The organism is Elongatibacter sediminis (assembly GCF_037892215.1).
Taxonomy (GTDB): domain Bacteria; phylum Pseudomonadota; class Gammaproteobacteria; order Xanthomonadales; family SZUA-36; genus Elongatibacter; species Elongatibacter sediminis.
Genome location: NZ_JAZHOG010000002.1, coordinates 96,967 through 115,281, shown reverse-complemented (window position 1 = coordinate 115,281; position 18,315 = coordinate 96,967). Strand labels below are relative to the sequence as shown.

The following is an 18,315-nucleotide window of genomic DNA, read 5'->3' as shown; positions in this document are numbered from 1 at the left end:
CCATGAACTCGCGAGAGGAAGTCCGGAAAGCCGAACTGATCGAGCAGCTGCGCCAGGTGCTGTCCACCAGATTCGGCGAGCGCAAGACACGCCTGGCCCAGGATTACATCGAGCCTTATTTTCGCCGGGTGCCGATGGAGGAGCTCGCGAGCACCAACCCGGAAGTGCTCGCGGATGTGGTCGATTCGCAGCTCAAATTCATCGCCACGCGCAAGCCCGGCAGCACGCTGGTTCGCGTGTTCAATCCCGATCGCCGCCGGCACGGCTGGGAAAGCGATCACACTGTCATCGAAATGGTCAATGATGACAAACCCTTCCTCGTCGACACGGCGACTCTGGCGTTGTCGGAGCTGGGTTTCGACGTGCACCTGATCATCCATCCGGTCATCCGGGTCCGGCGCGGAAAGAGCGGACGCCTGACGGCGATCAGTGATCGTGACGATGGTGACGCCATCGCTGAATCCTTCATCCAGATACAGATCAACCGGCAAACCAGTCCCGAGGTGCTGCAGACCATCGAGCAGCGTCTGCGGGCCGCCATTGCCGACGTCGATGTCGCCGTGGCCGACTGGAGGCGGATGGTGGAAGTCGCCAGGGAAACCCGTGAACTGATGCCCGCATGGGCGCCGCAGGCAGATGCCGGGTTCATGCAGGAGTGCCAGGACTTCATGTCCTGGTTGATCGACGACCAGTTTATCTTCCTGGGCGTGCGTGACTACGAAGTGGTGCGCGGCAAAAAGGGACACGATCTGCGGATCGTCTCCGGCTCCGGTCTGGGCATCTTGCGTGAGTCCGGTGATTCGGTGCGTGCGCGCCCGTTGACGAGCCTGGCCGAGGAAGCTCGCAAAAGCAGTTCCGAAACGCCGTTGATCATCACCAAGACCAATGCCCGCTCGACCGTGCACCGGGTGGGTTACCTGGACTACATCGGCGTGTTGCGCTTCGACAAGCGGGGCCGCACCGTGGCTGAGCGCCGGTTCCTCGGCCTGTTCACATCCAGCGCTTACAGTCTCAGCGTGATGAACACGCCGTTGATCCGCGGCCGTGCCCGCCAGGTGCTCGATTCCCTGGGTCTGCATCCGGGCAGTCATGCCTGGAAGACCATGATGCACATTCTCGAAACCTTGCCGCGGGACGACCTGTTCCAGGCCGAGGCCGGGGAGCTTGCCGAAATCGCCGAAGGCGTGCTGAACCTGCAGGAACGCCGGCGGGTGCGCCTGTTCATCCGGCGGGAACGTTACGGCCGTTTTTATTCCTGCCTGGTCTACATTCCGCGGGAGCGCTTCAATACCGAGAATCGCGAGCGCATCCAGGCCATTCTCAAACGGGCGCTGAAAGGCCGCAAACTCGACTTCGTGGTCAATATTTCGGAGTCGATGCTGGCGCGCCTGCACGTCATCATCCGGCCGCATCCCGGCGCCGAGCTCAAGCCCGACGTGGCGCTGCTGGAGCAGAAGATCGTCGACGCGGTCCGTTCCTGGAACGATGAACTGACGGCCATCCTGGTGCAGAAACACGGTGAGGAGGATGGCCTGGAACTGGCCTCGCGTTTCGAGGGGGCGTTCCCCGAGGCCTACAAAGAGGACGTTTCGCCATGGGTGGCGGGATTCGATGTCGACAACGCCGACGCGGTGAGCGACGGCGAAGATCTGCGTATGAGTCTGTACCGGCCGCGCCGACAGCGCAGCGGGATCGTTCGGCTGAAGTTGTTCCGGCGTGATGATCCCATTCCCCTGTCGGAGGTTCTGCCGATGCTGGAGAACCTCGGTCTGCGGATCGTCAGCGAACGTCCCTACGAGTTGCGCATGGCCGATGACCAGCGATTGTGGATCCAGGACTTCGACATGATTCCCGCGGTCGAACGCGATCTCAACCTGGAAATCATCCGCGATCGATTCCAGGAGGCGTTCGAGAAGACCCTGTACGGACAGACCGAAAGCGATCGATTCAACCACCTGGTGATCGCCGCGCAGATGAATTGGCGCCAGGCCAAGGTCCTGCGGGCCTATTGCAAGTACCTGCTGCAGGTGGGCTCGCCGTTTTCCCAGAATTACATGGCCGAAACGCTGGCCAAGTTTCCGGCCATCGCCCGCCTGCTGATTGAACTGTTCGAAGCCAGGTTCGACCCGGAACGGCCCGGCGAAACGGAGTTTCGGCGTGAGCAGGCGGCTCGTAACCTTTCGCGAACCTTCGAGGCGCTGCTCAGCGAATCGCAACGCAAGGACGAGGTGCTCGGGGAATACATCGGCGACCTGGTGGCCGCCCGGGCCGGGGCGGACGTCGACCATCAGGCGGCGACCATCCGCACCGCGTTCCAGCGTGCGCTCGCCTCGGTCTCCAGCCTGGATGAGGATCGCATTCTCCACGCCTTCTACAACATGATGCGGGCCACGCTGAGGACCAGTTACTTTCGGTCGGACGATTCCGGGGCCATGCGCGAGTACATCAGTTTCAAGATCGATTCTGCGCGGGTCGCGGACATGCCCCTGCCGCGGCCCTATCGTGAGATCTGGGTCTATTCGCCGCAGTTCGAGGGTATTCACCTGCGCGGCGGACAGATTGCGCGCGGCGGCCTTCGCTGGTCCGACCGGCGCGAGGATTTTCGCACCGAGGTGCTGGGGCTGATGAAGGCCCAGAATGTGAAGAACACGATGATCGTTCCGGTGGGCGCCAAGGGCGGATTTGTCCTCAAGCGGCCACCGCCGCAGGGCGATCGCGAAGCATTGATGCAGGAAGGAATTCGCTGTTATAAGCAATTTATCAATGCATTGCTTGATATAACGGATAATTTGGATGAGCAGGAAATCATCCATCCCGAAGCGGTCGTGCGGCACGACGACGACGACAGTTACCTGGTCGTCGCCGCCGACAAGGGCACCGCGACCTTTTCCGATATCGCCAACGGCATTTCCCTGGAACGGGATTTCTGGTTGGCCGACGCCTTCGCGTCCGGCGGTTCGGTGGGCTACGACCACAAGGGCATGGGCATTACCGCCAAGGGCGCCTGGGAGGGGGTGAAACGGCACTTCCGGGAACTGGGCGTGGACATCCAGCGCCAGCCGTTCACCGTCGTGGGCATCGGTGACATGAGTGGCGACGTGTTCGGCAACGGCATGCTGCTGTCGCGGAAAATCCGCCTGCAGGCGGCCTTCGATCACCGCCACGTCTTTCTCGACCCGGATCCCGATCCCAAGACCTCGTGGGCCGAGCGACGCCGTCTGTTCCGCAAGCCGCGTTCGAGTTGGGATGATTACGACCGCAAGTTGATTTCGAAAGGCGGTGGTGTGTTTTCCCGGTCGGACAAGATGATTCCGCTGAGCCCCGAAGTTCGCGAATGGCTTCAGACCGACGAAACGCAACTGGCGCCGCATCTGCTGATCCGGCTGTTGCTCAAGGCTCCGGTGGATCTGCTCTGGAACGGTGGCATCGGCACCTATGTCAAGGCGTCCACGGAAAGCCACGCCGATGTGGGCGACCTGTCCAACAACGGCTTGCGGGTCAACGGTAACGAACTGCGCTGCCGCGTGGTGGGCGAGGGCGGTAACCTCGGCCTGACGCAGCGCGGGCGGATCGAGTTCGCGCGTGCCGGCGGCCGGGTCAATACCGATTTCATCGACAATTCGGCCGGTGTCGACACCTCCGACCACGAAGTGAACATCAAGATTCTGCTGGCGCAGGCGATCCGGGCCGGCAAGCTCAAGGAAAGCGAGCGTCCGAAACTGCTGGCCTCGATGACCAAGGAAGTGGAAAGCCTGGTGCTGCGCAGTAACTACCTGCAGACCCAGACGCTGTCGATGATGGAGTCACTGCGCGGCCCGCGCATGGGCGCCAAGCAGCACTTCATATCGGTCATGGAGGATCGTGGGGTCATCAACCGCCAGCTCGAATTCCTGCCGGACGACGACGACCTGACCGAGCGGCGCAACCGGGGTGAAGGCTTGCTTCGGCCGGAGCTCGCCGTTCTGCTTTCCTACGCCAAAATCGTGGTCTACCAGCAGCTGCTTTCGTCCGACCTGCCCGAGGATGATTACCTGTCGCGTGAGCTGGTGCGGTATTTCCCCGAACCCCTGCGCGAACGATTCAGCGACGTGATGCAGGACCACCGGCTGCGGCGCGAAATCATCGCGACCCAGGTGACCAACAGCATGGTCAACCGCATGGGCGTGAGTTTTACGCTGCGCATGGAGGAAGACACCGGCGCCTCGGCCGCGGCGGTCGCCAAGGCCTTCACCATCGCGCGTGAGATATTCGAAGGCCGCGCCTTCTGGTCTTCGGTCGAAGCGCTGGACAACAAGGTCGATGCCGGCCTGCAGAACCGCGCGCTGCTGGCCATGTGGAACCTGTTGCGCCAGGCGACCCGCTGGATCCTGATCCGCAGGGGGCTGGAGCTCGACGTGAAACAGGATGTCGAGCGGCTGGCCCCCGGCCTGGCGGTTCTCTCCGAGTCGATGCGGGACATGCTCTCCGAGACGGATGTGGCGCGAATCACCATCGAGGAACGCCTCTTCATGGAAGGCGGATTTCCCGCGGCGCTCGCCCGGCGGGTGGCCATTCTGGAACACCTGTTCCCGGCGCTCGATGTGGCCGACACGGCGGCGCAGCGGCGAATGAACGTGAAGAGCGTGGCGCGGGTGTATTTTGGTCTGGGCGAGTCGCTGCGAATCAAATGGCTGCGCGAGCAGCTGGAATCCCTGCCGGTGAAGGGCCAGTGGCACGCGCAGGCGCGGGCGCTGCTGCGTGACGAATTGTTCTCGCAGCAGAACAGGCTGGTGGAGCGTGTGCTGCGCGAATCCGGCAAGCGCAAGGATCCAACGGCGCACTGGATGCAGGAAAATGACCAGGCCGCGGGGCAGTTGATCAACGTGGTCAGCGACATGGCCAATCTGCCGGCAATGGATTACGCCACCGTGTCGGTCGCCATCCGGGCGCTGGGTCAGCTGGTTGCCGGCACCGCGAGCGGAAAGGGCGGCTGAGCCCGGGGATTCGATGAGCGCCGATCGCATACACTTCATCGCCAGTCATTCTGATAATGCGCAGGATGCCTTGCAGCAACTGACGGAGCGTTACGGCCAGTTTTCTCCGGACGAGGCGGACGTCATCGTCGCGCTGGGCGGTGACGGTTTCATGTTGCGAACCCTTCACCGTCTGCTGCCGGCCGACCGTCCCGTCTACGGGATGAAACTCGGCAACGTGGGTTTCCTGATGAACCGGTTCCGTCAGGACGGCCTCATCGAGCGTCTGGAGACGGCCAACACTGTCGAACTGGCTCCGCTGTGCATGGTTGCGGCCACCGAGGCGGGCGGTGAGGCAAGAGCACTGGCGATCAACGAAGTGTCCCTGCTGCGTCAGATGAACCAGGCCGCGCATATCCGGATCGAGATCAATGGGTCGGTGAAAGTCCCGGAACTGGTGTGTGACGGCGTGCTGGTGGCTACCGCCGCCGGAAGTACGGCGTACAACCTGTCCGCGCACGGCCCCATCCTTCCGCTGGGGACGGATGCCCTGGCCCTGACACCGATTTCGCCGTTCCGTCCCCGCCGTTGGCGGGGTGCCGTTTTGCCGAGCAGCGCGCGGATCCGGTTCGAAATCCTCGACCCCTACAAACGCCCGGTCAGCGCGACGGCCGACGCGCAGGAAGTGCGCAACGTGGTCAGCGTCGAGGTCTTCGAGGAGAAGGACATTCGCCTGAAGCTGATGTTCGATCCCGATCATTCGCTCGAGGAACGCATCCTCGACGAGCAATTTCTTTAAGCGGAGTTCATTCATGGTCCAAAGCAGCCCCTCGGCTGAGCCCGAACGCGTGACCTGTCACGCGGTCATCGGACACCCCGAAAAAACCGCCTTTCTCGCCGTGCAACATGCCGACGGCTGGTCGGTACCCACGCTCGGCTATGCGCCGGGGCCGATCGACTACCGCGCCGAGATGATCAATGACGGCATGTTCCGCAAGTACGGACTGCACACCCGCGTGTTGCGGCCCCTGCTGCTGTCGGGCGTCTATCACTGCCTGGAAATGGAACTCGCCGGTGCCGGCGATCGCCGTCTCAAAGCCGTCTGGGTGGGACCGGAACAGTACGAGAAATTCCGCACCAACCGCGAGGGCGAACCCGACCCCTTCGCCCGCTGGCTCGAAGATCGGCGGCAACATCGCGAGGGCCCGCCCGGGACCCGCCCACCCTGGGAATCGGTCGGCTGGTTCGACACCGCCAGTCACTGGATGGAATTTCAACTCGACCAGTTGCAGATGCAGGCCACGGGTTCGGTGGAGCAGCACCGCATCGGTTCGAACGCCGCGGCTTTGCTGCGGGTGGGGACCAGCCGCGGGCGGGTGTTTCTCAAAGCCGGCTACGGCCGGCCGCCGGCCGAGGCGGTGCTGACCCGCGCACTCGCGAAGCGCTGGCCGGATCGCGTGCCTGCTCCGCTGGCCGTCGATGACGAGCGCAACTGGATGCTGACCGCCGACCTCGATCCCGCGGGATCCCGGCCGACGACCGCGGCGCAACTGGGTGACTGCGCAGAAGCCCTCGGCGCGCTGATGCTGGAGAGTTCGGTCGAACTCGACGCCTGGCGCGGTCTCGGCTGTCCGGAACATGACCTGTTTTATCTCGATTCCCTGGCTCAGGATCCCGAATCACTCGATCCGTGGCTGCGGGCAGGCGGCGGTCGTCTGGACGATGACGAACGTGACCGGCTGGCCCGAGTCCTGGACGCCCATCGCGCCCCTCTGGCGGAACTGGGCCGTTTCGGCCTGCCGCTGGCTTTGCTGCATGCCGATTTCCGCGCCGACAACCTGGTCCTGACCGAAAATGGACCCCTGGTGACGGATTGGGCCGATACGGTCATCGGACATCCTTTGTTCGCGCTCGAAACCGCGTGGCGGGCTCATGTCGATCCACGCACCGGTGGCTTGCGCATGCCCCTGCATCGGGGCGGAACCCTGGACGAGCAACTGGCCGCGGATGAGGCCGCCTCCGGTGAGCGCACGGCGGCGGCGCCCATCTGGGAGGGTGGTGAGGACGCCCTGGGAACCCTGGCGGAACGGTTGTTGACGCCCTGGCAGAGCCTGCTGCCGGCCGAGCGTCTGCGCGAAGCCTTCGGGATTGCGCGCCGCCTGTTTCCCTTGTGGAATTTTTCACGGCTGGCCGAGGACGTCCGCTGGACCGAGCCGGGCAGCCCGCGTCACCTGCGTGACGTGGTATACCTGCAATGGGCGGCACGCCGCCTGATTGACGGTGTGACCGCCTGACCCGGAACCTGTGGGTATTCCGCACACTTATCGGGTTTTGAGAAACAACGGTGGCATGATGATTGGAGTCAGCACGCAACCCGGTTGTAAACGAGACCCGTGAATTCCACCCGACACACAACCCGGGACAGGTCCGAGGCGCCGGACGACGTCGTCAGCGGCACCGGGGAACGGTTGGTCGTCGCCATTTCCTCCCGTGCCCTGTTCGACATGGGCGAAAGCCACGAGATATTCGAACGTGACGGCCTGGCCCGGTACGCGGAATATCAGGTCGAACGCGAGAACGATCCGCTGCCGCCGGGCGTGGCTTTTCCGCTGGCCAAGAAACTGCTCGCCCTGAACGAAGACGGGATGGACCATCCGGGTGTGGAGGTGATCCTGCTGTCACGGAACAGTGCCGATACCGGCCTGCGCATTTTCAACACCATCGAGCACTACGGCTTGAACATCGAGCGGGCGGCCTTCACCAACGGCGCCAGCCCCTATCGATACATGTCGGCCTACGGCGCCAACCTGCTCCTGTCCACCAACGCGGAGGACGTTCGCAGCGCCCTGGCCGCCGGACACGCGGCCGCGACCATCCTGCCGGGTGCTTCCAGTGGGCGTGACAGCGGGCAGCTACGCATCGCTTTCGACGGCGATGCGGTGATATTCGGTGACGAGGCGGAGCGCATCTATCAGAGCCGCGGGCTGGATGCTTTCGCCGACAGCGAGCGGGCCGCAGCCCGGCAGCCACTCAGTGGCGGGCCGTTCCGGCCGGTGCTGGAGGCACTGCACAAGATCCAGTCGGCCTATCCGATCGAAAATAACCCCATTCGCACGGCGCTGGTGACGGCGCGCTCGGCGCCGGCGCACAAACGCGTGGTTCTGACCCTCCGGGAATGGGGAATCCGCATCGACGAGGCCTTGTTTCTCGGCGGGCGTTCGAAAGGGGATTTCCTGCGGATCTTCGGCGCCGACATTTTTTTTGACGACCAGCAGGTGCACATTGAATCCGCCGGTCGCCACGTCGCCGCCGCGCACGTGCCCAGCGGGATCGTCAATCGCTAGCAACCTTGCATACGGAACAGCTCCCGGTCGCGCCATTCCCCGCCGGCGTCGCCCGTGATCGGTCAGGTGCGCGGGGAAGCAAGTCGGGTGCTTTCCGGGGCATGACGCGCGCGCGGCCGGACATTAGAATGTGCCCTTTGATCCGACGGCCGCCACCGCGCAACAAACGGAGTTCCTGAATGGCAAAGCTCAACCCCTACGACCTGTACGACATCGATTCGCAGCTGACCGAAGAAGAACGGATGATCCGGGACAGCGTCGGCCGTTTTGTCGACGAGCGGGCCCTGCCGCTGATCCCCGAGCATTTCGACAAGGGCACCTTCCCCAAAGAACTGGTCACGGAAGTGGCGGACCTCGGTCTGCTGGGTTCCAGCCTGGAAGGCTACGGCTGCGCGGGTCTGAACAGCGTGTCCTACGGCCTGATCTGCCAGGAACTCGAACGCGGTGATTCCGGCTTGCGCAGCTTCGTGTCGGTGCAATCCAGCCTGTGCATGTATCCGATTTACGCCTACGGCTCCGAAGAGCAGCGCGAGCGCTGGCTGCCGGGCATGGCCAAAGGCGAGATCATCGGGTGTTTCGGGCTGACCGAACCGCACGGCGGATCGGACCCGGCCAACATGAAGACTCACGCCAAGCGGGACGGCGACGACTGGGTCATCAATGGCTCCAAAATGTGGATCACCAACGGCAATATCGCCGATATCGCGGTGGTCTGGGCGCGCACCGAAGAAGGCATCATGGGCTTCGTGCTGGAAAAAGGGATGCCGGGATTCGAGGCGCGCGCCATCAAGTCCAAGATGTCCCTGCGGGCGTCGGTGACTTCAGAACTGTATTTCGACAACGTCCGTGTGCCGGAAGCCAACCGGCTGCCGAACGTCAAGGGTCTGAAAGGCCCGCTCGGCTGCCTGACCCAGGCCCGGTACGGCATCACCTGGGGCCCGATCGGTTCCGCCATTGCCTGCCTCAACGAAGTGGTCGACTACACCTCCGACCGCGAACTGTTCGGCCGCCCGCTGGCGGCCAACCAGGCCGTGCAGCTGAGGCTGGCCGAAATGGGGCGGCAGATCACCCTGGCGCAGCTGCTTTCGCTGCGGCTCGGACGGCTCAAGGACGAGGGCAAGATGCAGCCGGCCCAGGTCAGCCTCGCCAAGTGGAACAACGTGCGCATGGCGCTCGACATCGCGCGCGATTGCCGCGACCTGCTCGGCGGCAGTGGCATTACCACCGAGTACCACGCCATTCGGCACATGCTGAACTTGGAAAGCGTGATCACCTACGAAGGCACGGAAACCGTGCACCAGTTGGTGATCGGCCGCGAACTGACGGGTATCAGCGCCTTCTGAGTCGGGCCGTGCCCGGGACTTCCGGGATTCGGCAGCAGCCAGAAAGGGCGGTGCGTTTCAGCGCACCGCCCTTTTTCATGGCCGGCTCAGCGCGCCGTGGCGGCGCTCAGCGAATGGTCGCGAATGGCGCGGAATTCATTGCCTTCATACCAGTTCGGCCAGGCGTCGCCGTCCGCGACCTGCAGACCGATGCCGAAATACAGCTCGATGTCCTGCGCCAGTCCCCTCAGGTCCCAGTCGTCACCCACCTCGTCCAATGGCGTGTGATAACGGTTTTTCAGGTAGTCACTGGACTTGGCCTGGATGTATTCGGGTCCGAGTTCGGTGTGTTCGGAGCCGGATTCCGCGTACAGCATCGGAACCCCTTTGCGGGCGAAGTTGAAATGGTCTGAGCGGTAGTAGCTTCCCCGCTCGGGGTGCTCCTCGGGTTTGACGATCCGGTTCTGCCGGGCTGCCTGTTCGACCAGGATGTCCTCGAGCTCCGAACTGCCGTATCCGACCACGATCACATCGTGCGTGGGTCCGTAGACATGCATGGAATCCATATTGACTCCGGCGACGGTGCGGTGCATCGGTATGGGTGGATTATCCGCGTACCAGGCCGAGCCCAGCAATCCGGATTCCTCGGCCGTAACGGCCAGAAACGCCACGCTGCGCTCCGGCGCACGGGGCAGATTGGCGAAGGACCGGGCCAGTTCCAGCAGGGCGGCGATGCCGGAAGCGTTGTCCACCGCGCCGTTGTAAATCGCATCCTCGCCCTCGGCGGCGTTCGGGTCGGTGCCGATGTGGTCCCAGTGCGCGGTGTACAGAAAGGCCTCTTCCGGTCGCTCGGAGCCCGGCAGCAACGCGCCGATGTTGTAGGACTGCCGGGTGATGATCCGGTTCTGTACCGAGGCATCCACGGTGCTGCCCAGGGGGACGGCCCGGAACTCGGGTGACAGTGCACGTTGCTCGAGGTCGGCCAGTTCGAGGCCGGCGGCGTCGACAATCTCCTCGGCCACCTCGTGCTGCACCCAGGACTCGATCGGCACCCGATCCATGTTGTCATTGTCGCGGTGCATGTGGAACTGCGGTCCGGTCCAGCTGTTGCGGACCACTTCCCAGCCGTAGGCGGCGGGCGCCGTATCGTGAATGATCACCGCGGCTGCCGCGCCCTGGCGGGCCGCTTCTTCGAACTTGTAGGTCCAACGGCCGTAATAGGTCATGGCGTTGCCACGGAACAGATCCGGGTCCTGGGTGGCGAAGCCGGGATCGTTGATCAGTATCAGCACGGTTTTGCCGCGCACGTCGATATCCGCGTAATCGTTCCAGTTGTATTCCGGCGCGACGATCCCGTAGCCGACGAACACCACCTCGCTGTTCTCGACCCGGGATTCCGGCACCGTCCGCATCGTGCCGACCACCATTTCACGTTCGTGGGTCACCAGCCGGTCGCGGCCCTGCAGATGAAACGTCATCCGCGCCGTGGCCGGATCGGCTTCAATGGACACCAGGTCGACCGGTTGCCGGTAACTGTCACCGAAAAGGGGTTCCAGTCCGAGATCGCGCAAGCGGGTCTCGATGAATTCCAGGGTCAGATCCTCACCCTCCGACATCGGTTCGCGACCGCCGTATTCGTCGGAGGACAGTTCGGTGATTTCCGACATCATGCGGTCGGTGTCGGTGACCGGTTTCGCCTGTTCGAGGCTGATCGTCTGCTCGGCCGGTTCGGGTGGCGTGGCGTCGGGATCGGGAGAACAGGCCGCCAGCAGAACGCAGGCCGCCAGGCTGAAGAATCGGATGGAATGGATCATGGATTGGGGCACTCCGCTGAAAAGGTTGAAAATGGATCGGTCCGGGTTCCCTCGGCGCAAGCGCGAATGGTCATGCCGCGTCCTGGCCCGAGGGCTCGTCTGCGCCGGTGCGGTGACCGAATATCCGGGGTTCCGGTTCCAGGTGTATGCCGTAACGCTCCTCGACCCGGGCGATGACCCGGCGGGCGAGGGCCCAGACATCACGGCCGGTGGCCTGGTGACGATTCACCAGAACCAGTGCGTGGCGGTCGGAAACGGCCGCACCACCGGTCGTTTCTCCCTTGAGGCCGCAGTGCTCGATCAACCAGGCGGCGGGTAGCTTGATCCGGCCGTCCGGCTGGGGCCAACCGGGCAGGTCGGCATGGTCGCGGCGGAGGCCCTCCGCGGTATCGGGGGGGACCACCGGGTTCTTGAAGAAACTGCCGGCGTTTCCTTCGAGTGCAGGGTCCGGCAGTTTGCGGCGACGCAGGCCGATGACCGCGTCGCGGACCTGGCTGGCGGTCGGGTGGTCACCGGCGCCGGCGGCCCGCAGTGCCTCGCCGAGGCCGGCATATCCGATCTGTGGCTCGAAACGGCGTTGCAGCCGCAGGCGGATCGAGGTGATCAGAAAGCGTTCCGGTTTCGCCTTGAAGCGACTGTCCCGGTAGCCCAGCCGGCACTCGTGGGTGGCCAGCACGGCCCATTGCGCCTGCTCGCGGTCCCAGGCCGTCACCGAATCGAGCACCGAGGCCAGTTCGACCCCGTAGGCACCGATGTTCTGAATGGGTGCCGCGCCGGCCAGTCCCGGAATCAGGGCCAGATTCTCCAGGCCGTGCCAGCCCTGGTCGGTGGCGTGCATGACCAGGTCGTGCCAGTTCTCGCCGGCACCGACTTCCACGAACACGTGCTCATCCGTCCGTTCGATCACGTCAATTCCCCGGATGCGGTTGAGTACCACGGTGCCGGGAACATCACTCACGAACAGGACATTGCTGCCGCCGCCGAGTACCAGGTCCCGGTCCGGGCGCAGGGCGGGCAGGGCGAGCACCTCCTCTTCGGATTCGACTTCGATCAGCAAGGCGGCGCGTGCCGGCACGCCGAAGGTATTCAGTTTGCGCAGACAGGCTTGCTCGGTGACGTTCAAGACGGCTCCGGGTCCGCGGTCGCACGCAGGCACTCGCCCAGCAGATCGGGTCCGCGATAAATCATGCCGGTGTAAAACTGGACAAGGTCGGCCCCCCGCCGCCGTTTGTCGGCCGCGTGTTGGCCAGCCGTGATGCCGCCCACGCCGATCAGGGCGATGCCGGACGGCAGGCGTTCACGCAGAGCGGTGAGCACGGCGTCCGCCCTGGCGCGCAGTGGCGCGCCGGACAGTCCGCCGGCTTCGTCGGCGTGCCGCAGCCCTTCGACCCCGTCCCGGCTGAGCGTCGTATTGGTGGCGATGACGGCATCGATTTCGTGGCGTTCGACGGCGTGGGCGATGCCGTCGAGCGCTTCGTCGTCCAGGTCGGGCGCGACTTTGACGGCCATTGGCACCCGCCGTTGATGCTTTCGACCGAGTTCGCCCCGCCGCCGGCCCAGCGCTTCGAGCAGGCTGTCCAGGGCCTGTTCGTCCTGCAGTGAGCGCAAGTCGCGGGTGTTGGGCGAGGACACGTTGACGGTGATGTAGTCGGCGTGGGGATACACGCGCTCCAGGCAATGCAGATAATCGTCGGCGGCAGAGGCAATGGGCGTGTCGGCGTTCTTGCCGATATTCACACCCAGGATTCCATCGAATCGCCGCCGCCGGATGCGGTCGACCAGGTGATCCACCCCCCGGTTGTTGAACCCCAGGCGGTTGATCAGACCCTCGGCTTCAGGCAGCCGGAACACCCGGGGTTTCGGGTTGCCGGGCTGGGGACGCGGCGTGACCGTGCCAACCTCGACGAAGCCGAACCCCAGTGCGCCCAGGGCCTCGAAATAGTCCGCATTCTTGTCCAGCCCCGGCGCCACGCCCACGGCGTTGGGAAAATCCAGACCCATGCAGCGCACCGGGCTGCCACCACGCTGGCGGACCAGGGCGGTGGCGCCCAGCCGTTTGCCCAGCCGCAGGCCCTCCAGGGTCAGGTGGTGCGCCTGTTCCGGGTCGGCGGCGAACAGGACGTTACGGGCCAGGCGGTAAAACATGGGCCGAATCAGTCCTGTGACCTGCCAGGCTGCTCAGAGCCCAAAGCGAATGCCCTGCGCCAGCGGCAGCTCGGTTCCCCAGTTGATGGTGTTGGTCTGGCGGCGCATATAGGCCTTCCAGGCGTCCGAACCGGATTCACGGCCGCCGCCGGTTTCCTTCTCACCGCCGAAGGCGCCGCCGATCTCGGCACCCGAGGTGCCGATATTCACATTGGCGATGCCGCAATCCGAACCGGTGGCCGACAGAAAGCGTTCGGCGTTCCGCAGGTTGGTCGTGAACAGAGCCGAGGAAAGGCCTTGCGGGACGTCGTTCTGCATCCGGATTGCGTCGTCCAGCGACGTGAAGGGGATCACGTAAAGAATGGGCGCGAACGTTTCACTCTGCACGACTTCGAAATCATTGCGCGCTTCGATCAGGGTCGGTTCAACGAAGAATCCGGCACGGTCGATGCGCTTGCCCCCGGTCAGAACCGTCCCGCCGGCCTGCTGCGCGGACGCCACGGCCTGCTCGAACCGTTCCACCGACGCCGCGTCGGTCAGCGGCCCCATCAGGGTTTCGGGATCGAGCGGGTCACCGATGCGCACCTGGCCGTAGGCGGACTTGAGGGCTTCGATCACCGGCTCGTGAATGGATTCGTGCACGAACAGGCGCCGGGTCGTGGTGCAGCGCTGGCCGGCGGTGCCGACGGCGCCGAATACGATGCCCGGGATGGCGATTTTCAGATCCGCCGTTTCGTCCACGATGATGGCGTTGTTGCCGCCCAGTTCCAGCAGGCTGCGTCCCATGCGCGCCGCCACCCGTTCGCCAACCTGCCGGCCCACCGCGGTGGACCCGGTGAAAGACATCAGGTCCACGCGCTTGTCGTCGACGAAGCGTTCGGCCAGTGCGTGGCCCGGTTCCATGAAGCTGAGAAAAATCGGTGGGAATCCGCCCGCTTCCAGGGCCTCGTTGCAGATGTTCTGCACGGCGATGCAGGCCAGCGCGCCCTTCGGCGATGGTTTCCAAACGGACACGTTGCCGCATATGGCGGCGATAAAGGCGTTCCAGGACCAGACGGCCACCGGAAAATTGAAGGCCGAGATGATGCCGACCACGCCGTAGGGGTGCCATTGCTCGTACATGCGGTGCTGGTCCCGTTCGGAATGCATCGTCTTGCCGTACAGCATCCGCGACTGGCCGACCGCGAAATCACCGATGTCGATCATTTCCTGGACCTCGCCGTCGCCCTCGGCCTTGATCTTGCCCATTTCCAGGCTGACCAGGCTGCCCAGTTCGTCTTTGTACCGTCGCAGGGCTTCGGTGCACAGCCGGACGGCCTCGCCACGCCGCGGTGCCGGCACCTTGCGCCACTCGGCGAACACGTCGCGGCCGGTGCTGATGACCCGTTCGTAGTCGGCTTCCGAGGCGCCGTACACGCGCGCGATAACCTCGCCGGTTGCGGGATTGGTGGCCTCGATTTCACCGGCGTCGCGGGTCTGTGACCACTCACCGTTGCCGAAGTACGCGCCGGCATTCCGGTCCTGTATTCCCAGTTTCTTGAGGAAATCCGTGTTGCGAATATCCATGATGTTCTGTGTCCTCTGTAAATCGTCGACGGCTCGATGGGCCGGGCGTCCAGCGCTCCGTTGCCGCGCGGGCTGCACGGCGCTGCGGGGGCGGTGTCGCCAGCAGGAGTAAACGGCGCATTATCGCATTGCGGATACCCGCCTGCATCCCCGTTGCGGGGCGGCCGAGGGAACTTGGCGGGCCGGACCGTGTCCTACTCGCAGGTTGGCGTTTCGGTTGAGCCCCGCGGGGCCGGCCAGGCGTCGGCATCCTGCGGGCCAATCCCGCGTGATATGCTCAGCAGAGGGAGCCGCATCGCATGACGGCAGTAATGAAAATTCAAACGGGACAACCGGTAATTCGCAAGGATTCGCCGCGTTCCGAAGTCGCACCCGGACATCCCCGGGGCGAGGAAAAGAGGGCGCAGATGAGCGAAGCGCAGGTTGACCAATTGCTGGTGGAACGGGTGCAGAAAGGCGACAAGCACGCCTTCGACCTGCTCATCAACAAGTACCAGCACCGGATCGTCAATCTCGTTAATCGATATGTCTCCGATTACGACGAGGCGTTGGACGTGGCGCAGGAGGCGTTCATCAAGGCCTATCGTGCAATTCGGAACTTCCGCGGTGACAGTGCGTTCTACACCTGGCTCTACCGAATCGCCATCAATACCGCCAAGAACTGGCTGGTCGCGCAGAAGCGCCGGCCGCCCCTGTCGGATATCGATGCAACCGATGCGGAACAATATGACGTGGAAAGCCGTCTGAAAGAGAAAGGCACCCCCGAAAACGAACTGTTACGGGGTGAAATCAAGCGAACGGTGTTCGACACCATCGCGGGTCTTCCGGAGGATTTGCGCACCGCGATCATGTTGCGCGAAATGGAAGGCATGAGTTACGAGGAAATCGCCACCACCATGGAGTGTCCGATTGGAACGGTCCGATCGCGGATTTTCCGTGCCCGGGAGGCGATTGACGAAAAATTGAAACCACTGATCAGCGATCAGTAGTCCGGGAAACACAGCGACTTCAGTTGGGGCACAGCGAGCAATGACTACGGAATCCAAAGAGCAACTTTCTTCATTCATGGATGGCGAGATCGGCCATGATTCGGCACGTTTTCTGGTGCGCAGGCTGTCGGCGGACGGCAACTTGCGGGACACCTGGTCGCGGTATCACGTGATCCGCGACTGCCTGCGGCAGCAGGATGGTGAATTCGTCAGCCAGGATCTCCGTGAACGGGTGCACGGCGCGCTCGCCGACGAACCCGTTCCGGCACCGGCGTCCAGGCGGTCGCGCTGGGTCCGTTCCGCGGTCGGTACCGCAATCGCCGCTTCGGTGGCCCTGGCCGCGGTTCTCGTGGTTGGACCGGATCGTTCACTGGAGCCGCAGCCGACGATGGAATCCGCCAGTCAGCAACCTGCTGCCGAGCCGTTTGTCAGTCCCAACATCGGCGGGCCGATGCGGTCGACCCAGCCGGTGAACCTGTCCGGGACCGAGTCGCAGTCCGACGGTGAAATCGACGCCTACCTGCTGCGCCATTACCAGGTGACGGGCGGCGCCGGCGGCCGCGGATTTGTCTCCTTCGTGCCCGTCGTGGTCACCCGGGGCGCGGTGGAGCAGACCGAGCCTGCGAAAACCGGGGACAACCGGGAAGCAGACGCCGTCCGCCAATGAGACCGTTGGCCCTGGCCGGCATTGCCGGCTTGCTGATGACTCTCGCAATACCGGCCGCGCTGGCCGGTGAAACCGCCTCGGAGTGGTTGGAGCGCATGAGCGCCGCGATGGGTCAGATGACCTACCAGGGCACGTTCGTATACATCCAGGGGGACGATGTGCAGACCATGCACATCACGCACCTGGCGGACGAAAACGGAACGCGCGAGCGGCTGGTGTCGGTGTCCGGTCCCCATCGTGAAGTGGTCCGCGACGCCAAGGGCGTGCGGCTGTTTTCCGGTGACAAGCGCGGTGGTCTGGCCGATCCGGCCATCAATCGCCCGATTTTCTTCGAATTGCCCATCAGCGATGCGGCAAGCGCATCCGACTCTTACGAATTCCGCTTGCTGGGCGGTCAGCGTATCGCCGGGCATTCGTCGCGCCGCCTGGACATCAGTCCGCGGGACGGGTACCGCTACGGACACAGTCTGTGGCTCGATCAGCAGTCCGGTCTGCTGCTCCAGTGGAAGCTGCTCGGCCCCGGGGGCGAGGATCTCGCACGGCTGATGTTCACCGAACTCAAAATCGGCTCCGAGGTCGATCCCGAAGCGTTGCGCGGGAGCGGCGATAGCGCCGACCGCCGGTCGCGGCCTTCCGCACTGCCCGCGGAGGGCCTGGCGGGATCGCGTCAACCGGAGTGGGCGCCGGCCTCGCTGCCGCCGGGCTTCCACCTCGCTTCGCACCGCTCGCCGGGTGATACCGGCTCGGACCGCTTCGAGCACCTGGTGTACAGCGACGGCATTGCGGCGGTTTCGGTTTACATCGAAGAACGATCCCACAACCCCGATCGGCCGGCTGGCCTCAAACGCATGGGTACTGCTCACGCCTATTTCAGAGCGCTGGATGACCTGTTCGTGACCGTGGTCGGGGATGTTCCCGAAGCGACCGTCAAGCTGATCGGCGAGGCGGTCCGGCCGGTGCAGCCGTGATTCTCCGGCGCAGCTCTCCGGGCTGCCAACGTTCGGCCGTACGGGCGTGATCGAGCAGCAGGGCTGCGTTATCGGTGTCGATGGTGGCACCGCGCGGATTCGTGTCGGCCCGGCCAGTGGCTGCCCGGCATGCGATAGCGGACAGGGTTGCGGGGCCGGAGTGTTCGGTCGCCTGCTGCGCCGGCGCCCGGTGGAACTGCGACTGGAAAACGGGGCCGGTGTGGAAGCTGGCGACGCCGTTTTCGTCGGACTTCCGGAGCGGCTTTTTCTTTCCCTGGTCGCGCGGCTGTACCTGCTGCCCCTGCTTGCAGGCCTTGCAGGAGCGGCTTTGGGACACTATCTGGGAACTGTGGCAGATTTTTCCGGCGCGCGGCTGGACCTGGCTGCCCTCGCTGGCGGGGTCACCGGCGTGGCCGTGGCTCTGGGCCTGACCGGGCGTTCGAATCCGGCCCGTCTGCGGGGCGCGGTCACTTTGCTGCGACGGGTCGAACAACATTCTGGCGGCGCCTGCCAACCCGGTGAGCCGCGGCCAGGCCGATACTGAATTT

Annotated in this window: 13 protein-coding genes; 9 read left to right on the top strand and 4 right to left on the bottom strand. The window is 64.2% G+C overall.

Going from position 1 to position 18,315, the window contains the following annotated elements; translation table 11 throughout:
• The first annotated feature begins 2 nt into the window (after positions 1–2).
• From V3330_RS03305 to V3330_RS03285, 5 genes are all read left to right on the top strand, one after another.
• Positions 3–4,973 (top strand): NAD-glutamate dehydrogenase, encoded by a 4,971-nt coding sequence (locus V3330_RS03305; RefSeq protein WP_354693967.1) that lies wholly within the window; start codon positions 3–5, stop codon positions 4,971–4,973.
• 13 nt (positions 4,974–4,986) lie between these two features.
• Positions 4,987–5,751, top strand: a complete 765-nt coding sequence (locus tag V3330_RS03300) for an NAD kinase (RefSeq protein WP_354693966.1) — start codon at positions 4,987–4,989, stop codon at positions 5,749–5,751.
• Between the two features lie 13 nt (positions 5,752–5,764).
• Positions 5,765–7,246 carry an aminoglycoside phosphotransferase family protein gene (locus tag V3330_RS03295; RefSeq protein WP_354693965.1) on the top strand — a complete coding sequence of 494 codons (1,482 nt, stop codon included), beginning with the start codon at positions 5,765–5,767 and terminating at the stop codon, positions 7,244–7,246.
• A 174-nt stretch (positions 7,247–7,420) separates the two neighbouring features.
• Positions 7,421–8,296 carry a 5'-nucleotidase gene (locus V3330_RS03290; protein ID WP_354694252.1) on the top strand — a complete coding sequence of 292 codons (876 nt, stop codon included), beginning with the start codon at positions 7,421–7,423 and terminating at the stop codon, positions 8,294–8,296.
• Between the two features lie 179 nt (positions 8,297–8,475).
• A complete protein-coding gene (locus V3330_RS03285; RefSeq protein ID WP_354693964.1) occupies positions 8,476–9,639 on the top strand; it encodes an acyl-CoA dehydrogenase family protein in 1,164 nt (387 codons plus the stop codon).
• Positions 9,640–9,725: 86 nt separating this feature from the next.
• On the opposite strand, the gene V3330_RS03280 is transcribed toward V3330_RS03285, so the two are convergent.
• The 4 genes from V3330_RS03280 to amaB all read right to left on the bottom strand — a co-directional run bounded on the left by V3330_RS03280 (position 9,726) and on the right by amaB (position 15,143).
• Positions 9,726–11,432, bottom strand: a complete 1,707-nt coding sequence (locus tag V3330_RS03280; protein ID WP_354693963.1) for a M28 family metallopeptidase — start codon at positions 11,430–11,432, stop codon at positions 9,726–9,728.
• 70 nt (positions 11,433–11,502) lie between these two features.
• Positions 11,503–12,555 carry a UDP-N-acetylmuramate dehydrogenase gene (gene murB, locus V3330_RS03275; protein ID WP_354693962.1) on the bottom strand — a complete coding sequence of 351 codons (1,053 nt, stop codon included), beginning with the start codon at positions 12,553–12,555 and terminating at the stop codon, positions 11,503–11,505.
• Positions 12,552–13,577, bottom strand: coding sequence for a quinone-dependent dihydroorotate dehydrogenase (locus tag V3330_RS03270; protein WP_354693961.1), 1,026 nt, complete (start codon positions 13,575–13,577; stop codon positions 12,552–12,554). The genes murB and V3330_RS03270 overlap by 4 nt, the downstream gene beginning before the upstream one ends.
• Positions 13,578–13,610: 33 nt before the next feature.
• Positions 13,611–15,143 carry an L-piperidine-6-carboxylate dehydrogenase gene (gene amaB, locus V3330_RS03265; RefSeq protein ID WP_354693960.1) on the bottom strand — a complete coding sequence of 511 codons (1,533 nt, stop codon included), beginning with the start codon at positions 15,141–15,143 and terminating at the stop codon, positions 13,611–13,613.
• A gap of 407 nt (positions 15,144–15,550) precedes the next feature.
• Here amaB and rpoE point away from each other — a divergent pair, with 407 nt between their 5' ends.
• From rpoE to V3330_RS03245, 4 genes are read left to right on the top strand one after another with little or no spacing between them, the layout of a single operon-like run.
• Positions 15,551–16,132: an RNA polymerase sigma factor RpoE gene (rpoE, locus tag V3330_RS03260; RefSeq protein WP_354693959.1), complete on the top strand. Its 582-nt coding sequence runs from the start codon at positions 15,551–15,553 to the stop codon at positions 16,130–16,132.
• 40 nt (positions 16,133–16,172) lie between these two features.
• Positions 16,173–16,799, top strand: a complete 627-nt coding sequence (locus V3330_RS03255; RefSeq protein ID WP_354693958.1) for a sigma-E factor negative regulatory protein — start codon at positions 16,173–16,175, stop codon at positions 16,797–16,799.
• Positions 16,796–17,767, top strand: coding sequence for a MucB/RseB C-terminal domain-containing protein (locus V3330_RS03250; RefSeq protein WP_354693957.1), 972 nt, complete (start codon positions 16,796–16,798; stop codon positions 17,765–17,767). The genes V3330_RS03255 and V3330_RS03250 overlap by 4 nt, the downstream gene beginning before the upstream one ends.
• Positions 17,768–17,813: 46 nt before the next feature.
• A complete protein-coding gene (locus V3330_RS03245; protein ID WP_354693956.1) occupies positions 17,814–18,311 on the top strand; it encodes a SoxR reducing system RseC family protein in 498 nt (165 codons plus the stop codon).
• The last annotated feature ends 4 nt before the right edge of the window (positions 18,312–18,315 follow it).